General features: G+C 43.7%; 13 protein-coding genes. 12 read left to right on the top strand and 1 reads right to left on the bottom strand.

The features are described 5' to 3' along the window. The 3 genes from F9817_RS22565 to F9817_RS22555 all read left to right on the top strand — a co-directional run. The coding region (locus F9817_RS22565; RefSeq protein WP_161158459.1) for a PTS sugar transporter subunit IIC at window positions 1–1,103 on the top strand (1,103 nt) is incomplete at its 5' end. A 25-nt stretch (window positions 1,104–1,128) separates the two neighbouring features. Further along, entirely contained in the window at window positions 1,129–2,574 is a 1,446-nt protein-coding gene (locus F9817_RS22560; RefSeq protein ID WP_161158458.1) for a M81 family metallopeptidase, read from the top strand. Between the two features lie 40 nt (window positions 2,575–2,614). Further along, window positions 2,615–4,015, top strand: a complete 1,401-nt coding sequence (locus tag F9817_RS22555) for a M24 family metallopeptidase (RefSeq protein WP_237476329.1) — start codon at window positions 2,615–2,617, stop codon at window positions 4,013–4,015. Between the two features lie 66 nt (window positions 4,016–4,081). Here the strand turns inward: F9817_RS22555 and F9817_RS22550 are convergent, their stop codons facing one another. Further along, window positions 4,082–4,954 (bottom strand): NAD(P)-dependent oxidoreductase, encoded by an 873-nt coding sequence (locus tag F9817_RS22550; RefSeq protein ID WP_161158457.1) that lies wholly within the window; start codon window positions 4,952–4,954, stop codon window positions 4,082–4,084. Window positions 4,955–5,189: 235 nt separating this feature from the next. On the opposite strand from F9817_RS22550, the gene F9817_RS22545 reads away from it, so the two are divergent. The 9 genes from F9817_RS22545 to F9817_RS22505 all read left to right on the top strand — a co-directional run bounded on the left by F9817_RS22545 (window position 5,190) and on the right by F9817_RS22505 (window position 17,329). Continuing rightward, complete coding sequence (locus F9817_RS22545) at window positions 5,190–6,530, top strand: aminotransferase class I/II-fold pyridoxal phosphate-dependent enzyme (protein ID WP_161158456.1); 1,341 nt, start codon at window positions 5,190–5,192, stop codon at window positions 6,528–6,530. Between the two features lie 473 nt (window positions 6,531–7,003). Then, window positions 7,004–7,750, top strand: a complete 747-nt coding sequence (locus F9817_RS22540; protein WP_202436562.1) for an FCD domain-containing protein — start codon at window positions 7,004–7,006, stop codon at window positions 7,748–7,750. 389 nt (window positions 7,751–8,139) lie between these two features. Then, the gene (locus F9817_RS22535; protein ID WP_202436561.1) at window positions 8,140–9,822 is read left to right on the top strand and encodes an ABC transporter substrate-binding protein; all 1,683 of its coding nucleotides are present in this window, start codon (window positions 8,140–8,142) and stop codon (window positions 9,820–9,822) included. Window positions 9,823–9,891: 69 nt separating this feature from the next. Next, entirely contained in the window at window positions 9,892–10,860 is a 969-nt protein-coding gene (locus F9817_RS22530) for an ABC transporter permease (protein WP_161158455.1), read from the top strand. 1 nt (window position 10,861) lies between these two features. Further along, the gene (locus F9817_RS22525; RefSeq protein ID WP_161158454.1) at window positions 10,862–11,701 is read left to right on the top strand and encodes an ABC transporter permease; all 840 of its coding nucleotides are present in this window, start codon (window positions 10,862–10,864) and stop codon (window positions 11,699–11,701) included. Between the two features lie 11 nt (window positions 11,702–11,712). Then, window positions 11,713–13,380, top strand: coding sequence for an ABC transporter ATP-binding protein (locus F9817_RS22520; protein ID WP_161158453.1), 1,668 nt, complete (start codon window positions 11,713–11,715; stop codon window positions 13,378–13,380). Between the two features lie 52 nt (window positions 13,381–13,432). Next, a complete protein-coding gene (locus tag F9817_RS22515) occupies window positions 13,433–14,860 on the top strand; it encodes an amidase (RefSeq protein WP_161158452.1) in 1,428 nt (475 codons plus the stop codon). Between the two features lie 62 nt (window positions 14,861–14,922). Continuing rightward, window positions 14,923–16,005, top strand: a complete 1,083-nt coding sequence (locus tag F9817_RS22510) for a phosphotransferase (protein ID WP_161158451.1) — start codon at window positions 14,923–14,925, stop codon at window positions 16,003–16,005. Further along, complete coding sequence (locus tag F9817_RS22505) at window positions 15,998–17,329, top strand: aspartate aminotransferase family protein (protein WP_202436560.1); 1,332 nt, start codon at window positions 15,998–16,000, stop codon at window positions 17,327–17,329. The genes F9817_RS22510 and F9817_RS22505 overlap by 8 nt, the downstream gene beginning before the upstream one ends. Window positions 17,330–17,468 lie beyond the last annotated feature (139 nt).

The following is a 17,468-nucleotide window of genomic DNA, read 5'->3' as shown; positions in this document are numbered from 1 at the left end:
GTGATGAATTAAATAAAGATACCCTATATTATGTGAATGCATTTGGTAACTTTTGTGCCTCTGTATTTATGCCAATGATTCCTGCTCTTATTATTGGTGGTTTAATCCTTTCTTTCCGAAATTTAATGATCAACTACTTTGGTATCTCCGTCGAAGGTGGTACCGCTCATATTATGTTGGCCATTTTCCAAGCCGCTTTTGCTTTTTTACCTATCTACATTGGATTTAATGCAGCGAAAACATTAAAGCTACAACCCGTATTAGGCGCACTGTTAGGGTGTTTATTGGTCAGCCCCGCGATTTCAAATGTTGATGGATTATCAATGTTTGGCTTTGATATTCCAAAGGTGAATTATGCTAGTAGCGTAATGCCCGTGATTTTTGGCTGTTTGTTTATGTTCGGTGTTGACCGTGTACTAAGCAAAATTATTCCAGAAGCGGTGACCTATTTCTTAAAACCATTGCTGACGATTTCCATTACTGTTCCTGTCACACTGATTATCCTTGGCCCGATTGGAACGGAGCTCAGTCACGGGTTCTCCAATGGCCTGTTATGGTTGATGCATTCTGCCGGAGCCGTAGCAATGGTAGTGCTATCCGTCATTTACCCCTACATGGTGATGCTGGGGCTCGATAAAGCCTTAGCGCCAGTTGGGATCAACTTGATCGCGACGCTTGGTTATGATCCTCTAACATTAACTGCTGGATTCGTTTCTAACTTAAGTATCGGGGCTACTGCGGTCGCTATTGCACTGTCTGTGCGCAAAAATAAAGAGAAGAAAGGGATGATCACTTCCTTTGGTTTCACTGCGCTATGTGGCGTGACTGAGCCCGCCTTCTACGGTGCATTAATTTCTCGTCCAATCGTTTTAGTGGGTACTGCGATTGGTGCTGTATGTGGTGGTTTAACTGCAGGCATTCTTGGCATGGTGAACTATGTGCAAGGTGGTTGTCCTGGACTACTCACATTCCTATTTTTCTTAAACCCAGATGGTTCTATGTATAACTTGGTGGTCTCTTTCATCGTAGCTATTGTCACCATTGTTTCTGCGTTTATCGCAACCAAGTTAGTGCTGATGAAAACTCAGCTCACCATCGACTAATCGAATTGATCTACAAGGAAATGTTATGAAAATTCTTATTGGCCATTTCACCAGCGAATCGAATGAACACGTCCCATACTTGGGTGAACTAAAAAACTTCATTTTGGGTTATGGCGATGAAGTACAAGATTTGATGCATTTACGTGATGTGTTTAAAGAAAATGATGTGGAGGCGATTGGCTCAATCTACGCGAATGGACACACATCTGGCCCTGTAGAAAAGCATGCGTTTGAGTACATATTGAATCGACTCATTACTGACGTGAACAAATACCGTAATGATATTGATGGTATTTTGCTATTACTGCATGGTGCGAGCAAAATCCAAGATTTACCGGGTAGCAGTGGTGAACCACTGATCTTGAGTAAAATTCGCGACATCATGGGACCGTATTTCCCCGTCGCTATCGTGGTCGATCCACATGGTAACCTTAATCAATACTACTGTGAAAGCGCTACGATTTTGCGTAGCTACCGTGAATCTCCCCATACAGATATGTACCCAACTCACCAACACGTGGCTCAATTACTGATTGATTTAATTAAGGATAATCGCAAAACTAATGCCGTGTATCGCAAGTTGCCATTAATTTTAGGTGGTGAGCGTTCAGTGAGTACTGATGAGCCTGTGCGTTCAATTAACCAACTGTTAGACAAAGTAGAGCAAGATGAACGCATAATGTCGGCTTCTTGGCATGTGGGCTATATTCGCCACGATTCACAAAATATTGGTTGTTCGATTGTGGTCGTACCAAGTTCGAAAGAGTACAGTGAATACGCCAATGAAGTGGCGGACATGTTGGCCAATTACGTGATGGATAAGCGTCATGAGTTCCATTTTCACGGTAATGCTTTAGAGCCTGAAGAGGCGCTCACCACTGCACTAGATTTTGCTCAAGGGCGTGTGTTTATCACCGATTCGGGGGATAACACCACATCAGGAGCAACAGGAGCCAACACCTACATTTTGCGCCAGTTTCTTGCAGCAAGTGATTACCAAGATAAAAAGATTCTCTTCGCCACCATCAATGATCCTAATGCGACCCGAGAATTGCTAAAACAGTCTGAAGGTGACAAAGTGACGTTTACCGTTGGGCAAAATATTGATGAGTTAAGTCAACCCGTTAAGTTGTCTGGCACAATAAAACGAATGGGTATTGTGCATAATATTTTGGGTGTAAAACGCAAATTTGGTGATGTTGTGACGGTTGCTATCGATGGTGCACCGATTGATGTCATGGTCGCTAATGTGGGCATCAGTTTTGCGGAGCTTCACCAATATGAAGCGGCGCAGGTCGACCCTTATCAATATGATATTGTGATCGTAAAACAGGGCTATATTTTCCCAGAAATCAATGCAATTGCGGATATGAGCATCATGAGTTTAACCAATGGAACGACGTACCAAGTCGCAGAAAAATTGCCATTTAGACTGATTGATCGCCCAATGTTCCCGATTGACCAATTTTAAGCTGTAGTGCCCATGGAATGGGTATTTAAATCATGAGGATATGATGATTCTAACCTCCAAAGAAAATATTGCTCTGAAAGAGCTTAACCCGTTGCAACAGGCTCGTTCACTAGAGCCTGTTATGCTAACAGATGAGACCATGCAAGCGCGCAAAGAGAAAGTGCTGACCTTAATGAAAAGTGAAGGTATTGAATGCATGGTGATTTATGGTGATTTAGAATACGGGGCAAATTTTGAATATTTGACCGGTTTCTTAACTCGCTTTGAAGAAGGCCTATTGGTACTACATCAAGACGGTCGCGCATTCCTACTGTTAGGCAATGAAAACCTTAATAAAGCCAGTAAAGCGAGATTGGCCGCAGAAGCGATTCATGTGCCATTCCTTTCTTTACCTAATCAACCCATGCAAAATGACGCGCCGATTGAAGAGTACTTTAAAGCCGCGGGATTAACTCCAGAAATGAATACGGCGCTGGTCGGGTGGAAAATGTTCACCAGCAGTGTTGCGGATAATCAGCAGCTATTTGATTCACCTTATTTTCTGGTCGATGCCTTGAAAAATGTCGTGGGAGCGTCTTATCTTTCTAACCGCACGGATTTGTTGATTGGTGCTGACCAAGGCGCAAGGACCACGACAAATGCCAATGAAATTGCCCATTATGAATTTGGTGCTCAATTAGCGAGTCAGGCCATCATCAGCGCTATTGATAAGGTGGCTATTGGCACCTCTGAAATGAGCATAGGTAATGAATTAAGCTTGTATGGTCAGCCACATAGTGTGGTGAGCATTGCCGCTACGGGAGCTCGATTCGAAAAAGCCAATCTTTATCCAACCCAGAAAACCGTGTCTTTGGGCGATCCAATGTCATTAACGGTTGGTTATAAGGGGGGGTTATCCTCACGAGCCGGTTATGCGGTGAGTCGTTGTGATGAATTACCACCTGAGCAAAGCGATTACTTAGACGTTTTGGCAAAGCCTTACTTTGCCGCTGTGGTCACTTGGCTTGAGAATATTCGAATAGGTATGGCTGGGAGTGAGCTCTACAATATTGTGGAAGAGGTGCTACCTAAAGCGGAATATAACTGGAGTCTCAATCCGGGACACTTGGTGGCCGATGAGGAGTGGATGTCGTCGCCGATTTATCCTGACTCTAAAGAGACACTCAAAAGTGGTATGATGCTGCAAATCGATATTATTCCAGGGCGCAATGGCTATGCAGGAACGAGTTGTGAAAGTGGAGTCGTGCTTGCAGATGAGATGTTAAAAGCACAGATCAAAGCAGACTACCCAGAACTTCATGAGGTGTTTGCAGCACGTCGGCAATATATGTTAGAGCAATTGAATATCCAGCTTAGTGATGACGTGCTGTTGATGAATGATTCCGTCGCTTACTATAATCCATTTTTACTCGCGAAAGAGAAAGCGTTCGTTAAATGTTAAACGACAGTGCGTGATGACTTCATCGAATAATAGCCGGCTATTAGTCATAGCCGGCCATTTAACAGGTTATTCTTCGTAAGATTTGATCAGTACAGAGGTGTCCATACGGCCCAAGCCTTTTTCTTGCAGTTTTGCATAGCGTTGATCGACTTCTTCGGTCATAGGCAGTGATAGGCCGTTGCGTTTGGCTTCATCAAGGCAGATACCTAAGTCTTTGCGCATCCAATCAATAGCAAAACCAAAGTCAAACTTATCTTGTGCCATCGTGACGGCGCGATTTTCCATTTGCCATGAACCTGCAGCGCCGAGTTTGAGTGTATCGACAACGAGACCAATATCGAGATCGGCTTCTTGCGCAACCATTAACGCCTCACTAAGCCCTTGTAGGATCCCAGCAATACAGATTTGGTTTACCATTTTACAACGCTGGCCCTGACCATTTTTACCAATCAAAGTGACTTGCTTAGCGTAGCTGTTCATCACTGGTAATGCTGCTTCAAACACACTGGGTTCTGCGCCACACATGACGGTTAAAACGCCGTTTTCAGCGCCAGCTTGTCCACCGGATACTGGCGCATCGATAAATTTCACGCCTTTTTCTTGGCAAGCTTTTGCAAGCTCTTCTGCCAGTTCTGCCGAAGTAGTGGTGTGATCAATCAAGGTCGAGCCTGCTTCCATTGCAGCCAACACGCCATCATCACCGTAAACAACGCTGCGCACATCATTATCGTTACCCACACACATCGCAACCACTTGAGCCCCTTTGGCGGCTGAATATGGTGTTGTATGGTATGAACCAGAGAACTCTTGGGCCCACTGTTCACCTTTACTGGTGGTGCGGTTATATACTTGGGTGCTAAAACCGGCTTTGGCTAGGTGTCCTGCCATTGGGTAACCCATTACTCCAAGGCCGATAAACGCAACGTTGTTAATAGTCATGTGCACATTCCTTTTTGTCAGATTGACCTGATTAAACTATGTCAATATTGATAATTGTTGATGTTTTGGACAGATATAGCGTCTTAATATCCAATCATCTCTTAGTGAGCGTGCTATTACAATAATAACAACTATTGATATATGTCAATGATTAAAATTTGATTATTTCAATTTTTTTGTTTTGATCATAAACTAGCTTATGTTGATAACAGATAAGCATGCTGGAGTGATAGCGGTGAGTGAAGCCAAATACAGACAAATTGCCCGTATTATTGAGCAAAGAATGGATACTGGAGAGTATCCAGCAGAAAGTAAATTGCCGACTCATCGCCAGTTAGCGGATGAGCTAGAGACGACTCCAGTCACTGTGTCGAAGGCTTATCAACTCCTTACCGACAATGGGCGGGTGTATTCTCATGTGGGGCGTGGTACGTTTGTGTGTGCGTCCAATTCGTTGAGTGATGTGATTCACCCAACGGATGAGGGAAAAGATTATAACCTGTCCATTTTGCAGCCCTGTTTACATTATAACCTCAATGCAATCAGCCAAGCTTTCCAAGTGGCTACTCGCTCTTTACCGCTAGATATGATTGGTTATACCGAACATTCTGGTCACGAAAAACACCGAGCCACAGGTGTTAAGTGGGCTAAACATTACGGTTTAGAAGGTGGGCAGTCACACAATACGTTGCTTGTGGATGGCGCGCAGCATGGCTTATCTTTGTTGATTAATGCCTTAACGAAACCCGGCGATACGATAGCAGTAGAAACCATGACGTATCCTGGCATCATGGCGATTGCCGGACTGGCTGAACGTCAAGTTGTCGGAATTCCGATGGACGATCAAGGAGTCACTGGGCAAGGGTTGACTCAGGTGATTGAGCAACATCAACCTAAGCTGGTGGTGATTGTGCCATCACATCAAAATCCCACCGGTGTAACCATGCCGCTTGAGAGACGTAAACAGATTGCCAATATCATTGCTAAGCACCAAGTATGGTTGTTAGAAGATGATATTTATGGCTTTTTGCACCAAGAACCTATCAGTGCTATCACCAATTTTGTACCGGAGCGTGGCTTTCATATTACGAGTTTATCGAAAGCGATTAGCCCTGCATTACGTTGTGGATTTATTAAAATCCCCGAGAGCCAAATTGCTCATATTGAAGCCCACATTCGTACCAATATATGGTTATCTGCACCAATCAACTATGCCGCTGCGACTGTGATGATCGAATCGGGTGAGGCATTCAGTTTGGCGGAGCAACAACGTGAGATAGCCTCTCAGCGTCAAACAATTGCCCGTGAGTTATTACCTCAAGCCCTTACTAGTCATGATGGATTCCATATTTGGTTACCTCTGCCAGAGCATTGGAATCAAGAGCGTTTTGTCATGGAGGCCAAAAATCGTGGTGTCCTTGTGAGTAGTGGAGGGTACTTTAATGCTCCCAATTCAACCAACCACCATATACGACTTTCGCTCATGTCGGTGGCAACCGATGAAGGGCTACGCCAAGCGCTAGTGATTCTCGCAGACCTGTTAGCACAACCGATGACGACGGTATTTCCGTTTTAGTGTTATTCAGATAACTGGCTCGGTGAGACATAATCACAACGTTTAATATTAATGATTACCGAGCTGGTTAATCGAATATACCCAAGTAATCTCAAGATGCTGTTTTAGCGAGAATTGTTTTTCTCTTAGGTAAGGCAATGATTTTAAGACAGAGTCATTCTACGTTGAAAATCGTATATCATATTGATTAAAATAAACTTTAAATATTTTCTTTTGATCTTTTTCAGATTACTGTCTTACAGTGTATTGAGTTAAAACAATGATGAAAAACAACGGAACTGTTACTTATTATATATGTTTTAACTGTCTCTAAATAATAAACTAAAAGTATTTCGATAGAATAATCAACCAAGATAAGTGTTGCATTCTGTTATATTAATCCTTTTTTTATTATTTTTATTTATGTCTAATGAGCTTTCTTCATAGATTGTTCAAACTGGTTGTAAGCCTTCAGGTTAAGGAGAACATAACGGGTGAATTCGTATAAAAAATGGTCTGACTCACAAGAGTCTAGCAACAATCAACCCAAGGCAGTATTCGCTTATAACGCAATTCGTAAAGCTATTATCACCATGTCTCTTGAGCCAGGGAAGACGCTAAGCGAGAAAGAAATTTGTGCACAATACAACATATCAAGAACCCCTGTGAGAGAAGCGGTTCTGCGCTTATCTCAAGAAGGTTTAGTGAATGTGATTCCTGGTGAGGGAACTTTTGTTAGTAAGATTTCGGTGCGCAGTGTCATCGAAGGGCAAATTGTGAGATCTAGCCTTGAATTGCGCATGGCACGCTTAGCTGCTCGAACTTATCTTACTGAATTTGAAAAAGAATTTGATTTGATTATGTATCTTCAATCTGATGCAGCAAAGCGACAGGATTACGACGAAGCATTTTCTATCGACAATTCTTTTCACCAATTAATCTGTAAAGTGGCTGGATTCCCTAATGTTTGGCGCACGATTCATAACTCAATAGGTCAACTTGATCGTGTGCGATATCGGGCCTTTCCTCAGTCTGGTTACTTTGATGCGATGGTGGATGAACATCAGGCAATATATAATGCAATTCGCAATCATGATGAAGAGCTGTCTTGCCAATTGATGCGCAGCCATTTAGATGATATTGCTCGTATGCTTTCTCTTGTGATGGAAGAAAACCCCAATATTATTATTCAAGAGGAGGATATGGATATTCTCAGTGCACTACGCACGCCTTATTCTTAACATTAACCTTTTTATTGATGTATTGAGATTAATAAGAAAATTCTTAAGCTCAATACATTATCTACCTCGGTAATATTTTTCCCTGTCTCTTCGTTCACAACATCTATACTCGTTCCAGTTTTTTATGCTGAATTTAATATTTTTCACTATTTTCTAACGCGAAGGAAAATTAGCGTTCTATCTGTATTGTTGGTTTAAAACCATCATTTTCTTCTTGTGTTATCAAATATCACCCACAGATACCGCCACTGATTCCTTTTTAACCAGAACATGCTCTTTTCTGCTTAAAAAGAAATCAACGCATCATTACTTAGTCGGGTCTTGTAATCTTTGTTTTACATGGTATATATCGATATATCGGTTAAATAACAATCACAAGGATGTGTTGTATGACTAAGTTCTTTTCTCTGAGAACCGCTCTAAAACCTCGCATGGAAGATACAATTAAATCATGCCCACCAAAACGTTCTGTTGTTTCTAAGACAGTGGCACTCGCCAAGAAAAATACGCGACAAAAACCTTGGCGCTCAACGATCGCAGCGATATTACTGTCAGTTTTGGCAGTGAATTCTGTACAGGCAGCGCCGACGGAAGGAGGCAAAATCGATCTAACCGTGAACCCAGAGCCGCCGGCGTTAATGTTAGGGGTGATCAGCAATGCCTCAGCACAGTTGGTTGCAGGAAATATTTATGAAGGTTTATTGCGATACGATGATAAATTGCATCCTCAACCTTCACTGGCGAAATCCTGGGAAATATCACCGGATGGATTAACTTATACTTTCCATCTCCATGAGAACGTTAAGTTCCATGATGGCGTTCCTATGACGTCCGATGATGTGCTATTCAGTGTTAAGGATCTATTGTTAAAAACGCTTCCTTCACAGCGTCTTATTATGAAGCATGTAAAATCGGTCACTGCTCCAGATAAATACACGGTGGTATTTAAGTTAAAGGCGCCATTTGAAGCATTTATTCGTACATTCAGTTTTGCCAAAATGCCAATTATTCCAAAGCATCTATATGCTGGAACAGATTATTATACCAACCCACATAATAAAACACCGATAGGTACTGGGCCGTTTAAATTTGCTGAGTGGAAGCATGGTAATTACATCAAGCTGGTAAAAAACAAAGATTATTACTTACCGGGTAAACCTTATCTGGATCAGGTGATTTATCACGTTATTCCTGATTCTGCATCACGATCTGTTGCGTATGAAAATGGTGTTTTGAATGTACTTCCAGGCGGAACGGTTGAGAATTTTGATATTGATCGCTTGTCTAAATTACCCAATAGCTGTTTAACGGAAAAAGGGTGGGAATATAATTCACCGCTCTCTTGGTTGTGGTTAAACAATGCCGAAGCGCCGATGAATAATCCAAAATTCCGCAAGGCAATTATGTATGCGCTGAATCGTCAGTTTGCGCGTGATGTGCTTTGGAATGGGTATGCAAAAATTGCGACAGGTCCATTCTCACAACGGTTACCTTTCTACAGTGAGCAAAAACCTGAATACGATTATGATCCTGCGAAGGCAAAAGCGTTGCTGAAAGAGATTGGTTATAAAGGTAAAAAACCACTTCGTTTATTACCACTTCCATATGGTGAAACGTGGCAGCGCTGGGCAGAAGCGGTCAAACAGAATCTTGAAGAAGTGGGCATTCCCGTCTCTATCGAGGCTACCGATGTTGCTGGATGGAACCAACGTACCTCTAACCGAGATTACGATATTGCCTTTACCTACATGTATCAAAATGGCGATCCAGCGATTGGTGTAGAACGTAACTATCGCTCTACACAAATTCCTAAAGGTTCACCGTGGACGAATGTTGAAGGGTATAACAATCCGAAAATCGATAAATTATTCGATCAGGCATCAGTGGCTTTCCCTGCTTCAGAACGGCAGAAGATTTACGACACCATTCAAGCTAAGTTGCAGCAAGATGTTCCGGTCGCTTGGTTACTCGATCTGAGCTTTCCAACGATCTACAACTGCAAATACCAAAATTTAATCACCACTGCGAATGGGTTATCTAGCTCATTACGTGACACTTGGATCAAAAAGTGATTTCACCTTGCGCGAGGGGGGGAAACCCTCGCCTTTTCTCTCTGATTAAAAACATCGATGGAGACGTTCATGACACGCTTTATATTGGGGCGACTGTTAAGAGCAGTGATTATCCTGTTTTGCATTGCCGTACTTAACTTTCTGTTGATTCATTTAGCCCCTGGTGATCCTGCCTCAGTCATGGCAGGCGAAGCGGGTGACACAGACCCTATTTTTCTACAACAACTTCAAGAGCGATTTGGTTTGGATCAACCGCTATACATGCAGTTGTGGCTTTATATCTCGTCTATCGCTCATTTAGATCTGGGCTTTTCATACCGTCAATCTTTACCTGTTATTCAATTAATTGGCGACCGCTTACCTGCCACACTGTTGTTGTCTGTTGCTGCCTTTGTGATTTCGTTGGGGTTAGGCGTACTAGGCGGAGCAATTGCGTCGGCTAAACAGGGCAAAATAACCGATACCATTATCTCTTTTGTGGCTCTGATTTTTTATGCGACCCCGTTGTTTTGGCTCGCGTTAATGGGCGTACTAATGTTTTCGGTACATTTTAATTGGTTGCCAGGGTTTGGCTATGAAACCGTTGGTGCAGGCTATGCCGGCTTTGAGCGTGCGCTGGATATATTGCGCCACTTAGTGCTCCCCGCCATGACGTTAGGCTTATTTTTTATGGCGGTATATGTGCGAATGACGCGAGCATCGATGCTGGAAGTCAATCAGTTGGATTTTGTGAAAACTGCCAAAGCCAAAGGGTTAAGACCTGCGGTGATTCAGCGCCGACATGTATTACGTAATGCTTTACTCCCTGTCGTTACCTTAGCTGGATTACAAGCAGGGCAACTGGTGAGTGGTGCTGTGTTGATTGAAACCGTATTTGCGTGGCCGGGAATTGGGCGTTTGATGTTTGATGCCTTGTCACAGCGAGACTACAACTTGCTACTAGGTGTCTTCATGGTGTCTGCAGCCATGGTGCTGTTCTTCAACCTCATTACCGACATTCTCTATCGTTTGGTCGACCCACGAATCAAGGAGGCATAACATGGCTGATTTCTGGAAGCGCTTTTCACAAAATCGCCCTGCGTTAATCGGGCTACTCATAATTTTCGCTGTCGTGCTGTTGTCGCTCACTGCGCCGCTACTTTATCCGAAGTCGCCATGGGGAATGGTTCAGAGGCCATTTTTACCTCCATTCACCATGTCTCACTTTCTATTAGGCACCGACACGATGGGACGTGATATTGCCTCAGGATTGGCTCATGGAGCCGGTATTTCATTGTTGGTAGGGTTGATTTCTACTGTGGTCTCTTTAGTGATAGGCATTCCTCTTGGCGCAATAGCGGGTTATTTTGGTGGTTGGGTGGATGACGTATTAATGCGCTTTACCGAACTGTTTCAATCGGTTCCAAGTTTTGCTTTGGCGATTGTTTTAGTCGCGATTTTTGAACCATCTATCTACTCGATTGTGATCTCGATTGGTATCGTCTCATGGCCTCCTGTGGCGCGATTATTACGGGGCGAAGTGATGGCTTATCGTTCCCGTGAGTTTGTTGAGGCCGCGGTTCTTTCTGGTCAAAAGCATGGCACGATTATTTGGCGTCAAATCTTACCGAATACGCTTTCTCCGATCATCGTTTTGGCTTCAATGATGGTGGCTTCTTCTATCTTGATTGAAAGCTCATTGTCGTTCTTAGGCCTTGGCGCTCCAGATGTGATGTCTTGGGGATACATCATAGGCGCGGGACGGACTGCGATTCGTCAAGCATGGTGGATTACTGTTTTTCCTGGTATCGCCATTATGTTGACTGTACTTGCTCTCAATCTCATTGGTGAAGGGCTTAATGATGCATTAAACCCTCGTGTTGCACGAATTGGCAAGTAAGGAGAACCGTTATGAGTGAACTATATAAGTTGCCTACCAACCAAGAAAACCACGCACCACAAACCGCGGTTCCAGTTGTGGAAATCTCGAAACTTTCTATAGCATTGCCAGATGGTGCCGATCGTCCATTTGCTGTCGAGCGCGTTAATCTCAATTTATATGCAGGAAAAATGCTGTGTGTGGTCGGTGAATCAGGTTCTGGCAAATCAATGTCTGCCAATGCATTGATGGGGCTTTTACCGGATGCGGTGAGAATTGCAGAGGGCCGCATTCTGCTGGAAGGAACCAACCTGCTCAACCTTCCAACAGAAGATTTTTATGATATTCGTGGTCGTCGAGTAGCGATGATTTTCCAAGAACCGATGTCCGCTTTAAATCCCTTGATGAAAATATCTAAGCAAATTGAAGAGGTGTTCGCTGCTCATGGATTATTGACGCCCAAAGAGCGTAAGGAGCGAGCACTACAACTCTTGACTGAGGTCGGTTTACCTGAGCCCCCGCGAATTGCTGAATCTTTCCCATTTCAATTATCGGGTGGGCAACGTCAAAGAGTGGTGATCGCAATGGCGTTAGCCCTTGAGCCTCAAGTATTGATTGCGGATGAACCGACTACGGCTCTTGATGTTACAACCCAAAAGCAGATTTTGAAGCTGATTAGTCGGTTGCAAATTGAACGCAATATGGCAGTGATGTTCATTACCCATGATTTTGGGGTGGTCGCTGAAATTGCCGATGATGTGGCGGTGATGCAATTAGGACGTATTGTAGAAAAAGGCACTGCAGAAGAAGTGCTGTACTCTCCAAAACATGAATACACCCAAAAATTAATTGCGGCGATTCCTAAGTTACGTAGCGGACACACGGATCTTCCTCAGCGAGAAACCATTCTTAAGGTTGAAAACCTGAGTAAAACTTATCGTCGTAGTGGTGGTTTTTTCTCTAAACAACAGCCTGTTCATGCAGTACAAAACGTCAGTTTCTCATTAGGGAAAGGAGAAACGCTGGGTATTGTCGGAGAAAGTGGCTCGGGTAAGTCATCCGTTGGGCGATGCCTAGTGCGCCTTCAAGATCCGGATCAAGGCAGGGTGTTATTAGGTGATGCTGACATGGCGAGTTTACAAGGTGAGGATTTACGTCTTTCGCGCCGCAATCTACAAATGATTTTCCAAGACCCGTTTGCCTCACTTAACCCGCGTGCCAAAGTAGGACGAATTATTGCAGATGGGCCGATAGCGTATGGGGAAAGTGAATCGAATGCGCTCTCTAAGGCCGCAGAATTGATGGATTTAGTTGGGCTCGATCCTAAAGCGTTAGACCGCTTCCCACATGAATTTTCCGGCGGTCAAAGACAGCGAATTGGCATTGCTCGGGCATTGGCACTCGAACCCGATATCATTGTGGCTGATGAAGCTGTATCGGCTTTAGATGTGTCTATTCAGGCTCAGGTCTTAGAGCTACTCGCCAAGCTCAAAAAAGAGCTCAATCTCTCTTTGATTTTTATTACCCACGATTTACGTGTCGCTGCACAGATATGTGATCGCGTTATGGTGATGAAGAAAGGCCAAGTTGTGGAGATTGGGACTGGAGCCGAAATCTTCGATGCTCCAAAAAATGTTTACACAAAAGGTTTGATTGAGGCCATTCCTGGACGTCTCAAGGAGATGAGAATGTCCAGCTGAACCGCATTGCTGGCTTTTTCCTGTAAATAACAACATTAACAAAGGATTTTTAATGGAAACTTCTCAGAAAACAGAGTTAGGCGAGATGACTGCAGCAGAACTCTCTGCTTTATACCAGTCAAAACAGGTTTCTCCTGTTGAAGCGGCCAAAGAGGCTTTTGCACGTATCGATCGTTTTAATCCTATGGTCAATGCTTTTGCCCACTTGGCGGTAGAAACTGCTTTGAAAGAGGCGAAAGAATCGGAAAAACGTTGGTTAAATGGGACGCCAATGAGCCCGATTGATGGTGTACCGACTACAGTCAAAGAGATGACACCCGTAAAAGGGTTACCGATACGACGTGGGTCGGTATTGGGACAAAAAGAGCCCGCTACGCAAGAATTCCTCATTATGGATAGATTACGTGCTGCGGGATTGACCATCTTGGGCACCACGACTGCGCCAGAGTTTGCTTGGAAAGGGGTCACTCATGGGCCATTTACAGGTAACACACTCAATCCATGGCACACTGGTCATGCTTCTGGTGGTTCATCAGGCGGTGCGGCGGTAGCTGCAGCGCTGAATATGGGGGTGCTCCATGAAGGGTCTGATGGCGCTGGCTCTATTCGTATTCCTGCCTCATTTTGTGGTGTTGTGGGTATCAAACCCACTTATGGATGGATTCCTTTCGATACGCCCACACCGTTATTCGAATTGGCTCATAGAGGGCCACTGACTCGTACTGTTGAAGATGCGGCGCTATTTATGAATGCTACGACAGGTCCAGCCGTTTCATCTCGTTATGGATACTGCCCCGATCATGTACCTGATTGGAAAGCGACGCTTGAACATCGCGCTATTCGCGGTATGAAAATTGGTTATAGTCGTACACTTGGTTATGCCAAAGTCGATCCACAAATTGCCTCTGCAATAGATAAAGCAGCAAAACGAATGGAAGATCTGGGCGCCATAGTTGAAGAGATCGATCCCGGTTTTGCTAATCCTCAAGATGCGTTACTGACACTGTGGTATGCGGCTGAAGCGAGAACGGTCGACTTAGCTGGTCCAACGGCAGGTCAACTGAAATTAATGGATCCTGGTCTATTACGTATCTGTGAAAAAGGACGGTCCATTTCAGCTGGAGAATACATCGACGCTGAACAAGTGAGAGCGGATTTAAAAGTCACCATGGCACGTTTTCATGGACACTATGACGCCTTAATGTTGCCGACAATGCCATTAACTGCTTTAGAGGCCGGCGTGGATTTTCCTGGGGGAGTGGAAGGTAAAGATTGGTCTGATTGGTCTCCCTTTACTTATCCATTCAATATGACAGAACAACCCGCGATTTCTATTCCATGTGGGTTTGATAATAAAGGTTTACCGATTGGTTTACAGTTTGTGGGGCCGAGTTATCGTGATGACATTGTATTGCGCCTAGCCTCTGCTTATCAAAATCAGTATCCAGAACCCTTGCCTAAATCGCCAAGACTAGCGTGATAACCGTTTCCCTTCTGAGTTGTTGTCGGAAGGGAAAATATCCAATTAGAGGAAGAGTCATCATGACGAAATCTGATACTCGCCCAATCGACATTGCAGATTTTGGTGCCGAGTTAAAAACAAAGGCGGTGATTATTCAACCCGCAGAAGCGCAAGCGATTGCATTAGAGCATTATGGTTTACAGGGAAAGGTAAAGTGGTTGTGGGGTGAAAAGGACTCTAATTACCAATTGACCCTCACTGATGGGACGGAATATTTGCTTAAGATTCTTAACTCCGGAGAAGCGAGGGAAGTCACCCAACTGCATAGCAAAGCACTTTTGCAAGTCGAGCAATATGATTCAGGTATTCCTTTGCAACGCATTGTTAAGACGTGCGATGGTGAACTCGATTGCCGAGTGAATGATAATACTGGAACAGAGCGTGGTGTGAGGCTGGTAACCTTTGTTCCTGGAAAGGCCCAGACACAATTTAACCGTAGTTCGGAACAGCGAAAAAATGTCGGGCGCATACTCGCTCGCCTGCAAACGGCATTATCACCGATAACGTTAGACTCTGATTTGCCACCCATTATTTGGGATATGAGTCATGCGTCGATGATGAGAGGGTTTATCGAATTTATTGATGATATTGAGTTAAGACATCGCTTAACGCAGGCTCTTGATTGTTTCGATAATGAAATAATACCGGTGATGGATCAGCTACCTACACAATTTATCCATAATGATTTCAACCTGGAAAACATCTTAGTTGATCAGCAGTGTCCGAATGAGGTGTGTGGCATCATTGATTTTGGTGATATGGCCTATGCTCCCGTGTTGTTTGATACAGCGGTTGCGATATCTTATCAATTAGGCACCTCAGAAAATGTTCTTGATGAAGCCTGTGATGTGTTAAAGGGATACGCGAGTGTCAAATCGATGAGTCCACTTGAGATAGAGCTCCTTTATCCAGCGATCATTATGCGTATCGTTATGCGTCTCACTATTTCTGTTTGGCGCGCAACTATCTTCCCTGATCAGAAAACGCATTTGTTGAGATTCTGGCCAACCCTAAAAACTCAACTTACATTGCTTGATGCCATTGGTAGAGAAGAAATGACGAGACGATTTTTCACCATTTTTGAGGAGGCAGAAAATGAGTAACCAAGGGGGAATGATTAATGGTTTCGACCCTAATCAGATGGGAAATCTTGCGGCGGAAGAAAAACGTATTATTGAGCGCCGCCAAGCACTATTAGGTCCTGCTTATAAATTATTTTACCAAGAGCCAGTTCATCCTGTTCGAGGCGAAGGCGTATGGCTTTATGATGCAGAAGGTAATGCGTATTTAGACGCTTATAACAATGTCCCTTCTGTTGGTCACTGCCACCCTAAAGTTGTTGCGGCTGTGGCACAACAAGCTGCAACGCTGAATACGCACACCCGTTATCTCGATGAGCATATTCTCAATTATTCCGAGCGTTTATTAGCTACATTCCCTGAGTCTCTTAGCCGGGTTATGTATACTTGTACGGGAAGTGAAGCGGTTGATTTAGCGTTACGTATCGCCAAACATTTTACGGGTGGCACTGGCGTTATTATCACTGAAAATGCGTATCATGGTGTCACTACCGCATCAGCAGAAATCTCGCCATCGATCGGTGAAAGTGTACCGATTGGTCAGCATGTTTACACCATACCTGTACCAGATAAGCGTAACGCAAATGGGAGTGATCTTGGAGAGGTGATGGCTGAGCACGTCAATAATGCATTGAAAACGATGCGTCGTCATGGCATCAAACCTGCTGCTTTTATTGCTGATGGTATTTTTTCAACTGATGGCGTTTTTGCCGACCCTGCGGGATTTTTAAGTGATATCAAAGAGGCAGTTGAGCAAGCTGGAGCACTTTATATTGCCGATGAAGTGCAACCCGGTTTTGGCCGCACTGGCAGTCACATGTGGGGATTTCAACGCCATAATATGGTGCCTGATATTGTGGTAATGGGAAAACCGATGGGGAATGGGCTTCCGATTGCAGCTGTAGTGATGACTGCAGAAATTCAAGAAAACTTTGGGCAACAGATCCGCTATTTTAATACCTTTGGCGGTAACCATGTTTCTATAGCCGCTGCGTCTGCCGTACTGGATATTCTCCACGAAGAAAACCTCATTGAAAATGCGCGTCTTACTGGTGATTATTTAATACAAGGCTTACGTGAGCTAGGCACGCAGTTTTCGGTGATTGGCGAAACCCGCGGGACAGGATTATTTATTGGTGTCGATATCGTTTGTGACAAAGACTCGCATACCCCCGATGGCCCTTTGGCTATCACAATTGTGAATGCACTACGGCAAAAGAAAGTATTGCTAAGTGCTTCTGGGCCTAATGGTAACGTATTAAAAATTAGACCACCGCTGGTTTTTAATCGTGAGCATGCGGATATTTTATTGCACGCATTAAGTGAAGTGTTAAAGAGTTTGGTTTAATAACAATTTAAATAAACATTTACTAAATTAGATTTTTTAATAAAAACGATATCTAATAAATCAGATAGAAGTCATATTTAATAATTTTATCAATTAATAATATAAAAAGTTACCTATAAAAATAGCCTCTACATAAGAG

This window comes from Vibrio eleionomae, assembly GCF_009874545.1.
Lineage (GTDB): Bacteria > Pseudomonadota > Gammaproteobacteria > Enterobacterales > Vibrionaceae > Vibrio > Vibrio nitrifigilis.
This window is presented reverse-complemented; position numbering and strand designations above follow the sequence as displayed.

Coding starts and splice junctions, on each gene's coding strand:
- F9817_RS22560 (WP_161158458.1), top strand. CDS start 1,129: ATGAAAATTCTTATTGGCCATTTCACCAGCGAATCGAATGAACACGTC.
- F9817_RS22555 (WP_237476329.1), top strand. CDS start 2,615: ATGATGATTCTAACCTCCAAAGAAAATATTGCTCTGAAAGAGCTTAAC.
- F9817_RS22550 (WP_161158457.1), bottom strand. CDS start 4,954: ATGACTATTAACAACGTTGCGTTTATCGGCCTTGGAGTAATGGGTTAC.
- F9817_RS22535 (WP_202436561.1), top strand. CDS start 8,140: ATGACTAAGTTCTTTTCTCTGAGAACCGCTCTAAAACCTCGCATGGAA.
- F9817_RS22530 (WP_161158455.1), top strand. CDS start 9,892: ATGACACGCTTTATATTGGGGCGACTGTTAAGAGCAGTGATTATCCTG.
- F9817_RS22525 (WP_161158454.1), top strand. CDS start 10,862: ATGGCTGATTTCTGGAAGCGCTTTTCACAAAATCGCCCTGCGTTAATC.
- F9817_RS22520 (WP_161158453.1), top strand. CDS start 11,713: ATGAGTGAACTATATAAGTTGCCTACCAACCAAGAAAACCACGCACCA.
- F9817_RS22515 (WP_161158452.1), top strand. CDS start 13,433: ATGGAAACTTCTCAGAAAACAGAGTTAGGCGAGATGACTGCAGCAGAA.
- F9817_RS22510 (WP_161158451.1), top strand. CDS start 14,923: ATGACGAAATCTGATACTCGCCCAATCGACATTGCAGATTTTGGTGCC.
- F9817_RS22505 (WP_202436560.1), top strand. CDS start 15,998: ATGAGTAACCAAGGGGGAATGATTAATGGTTTCGACCCTAATCAGATG.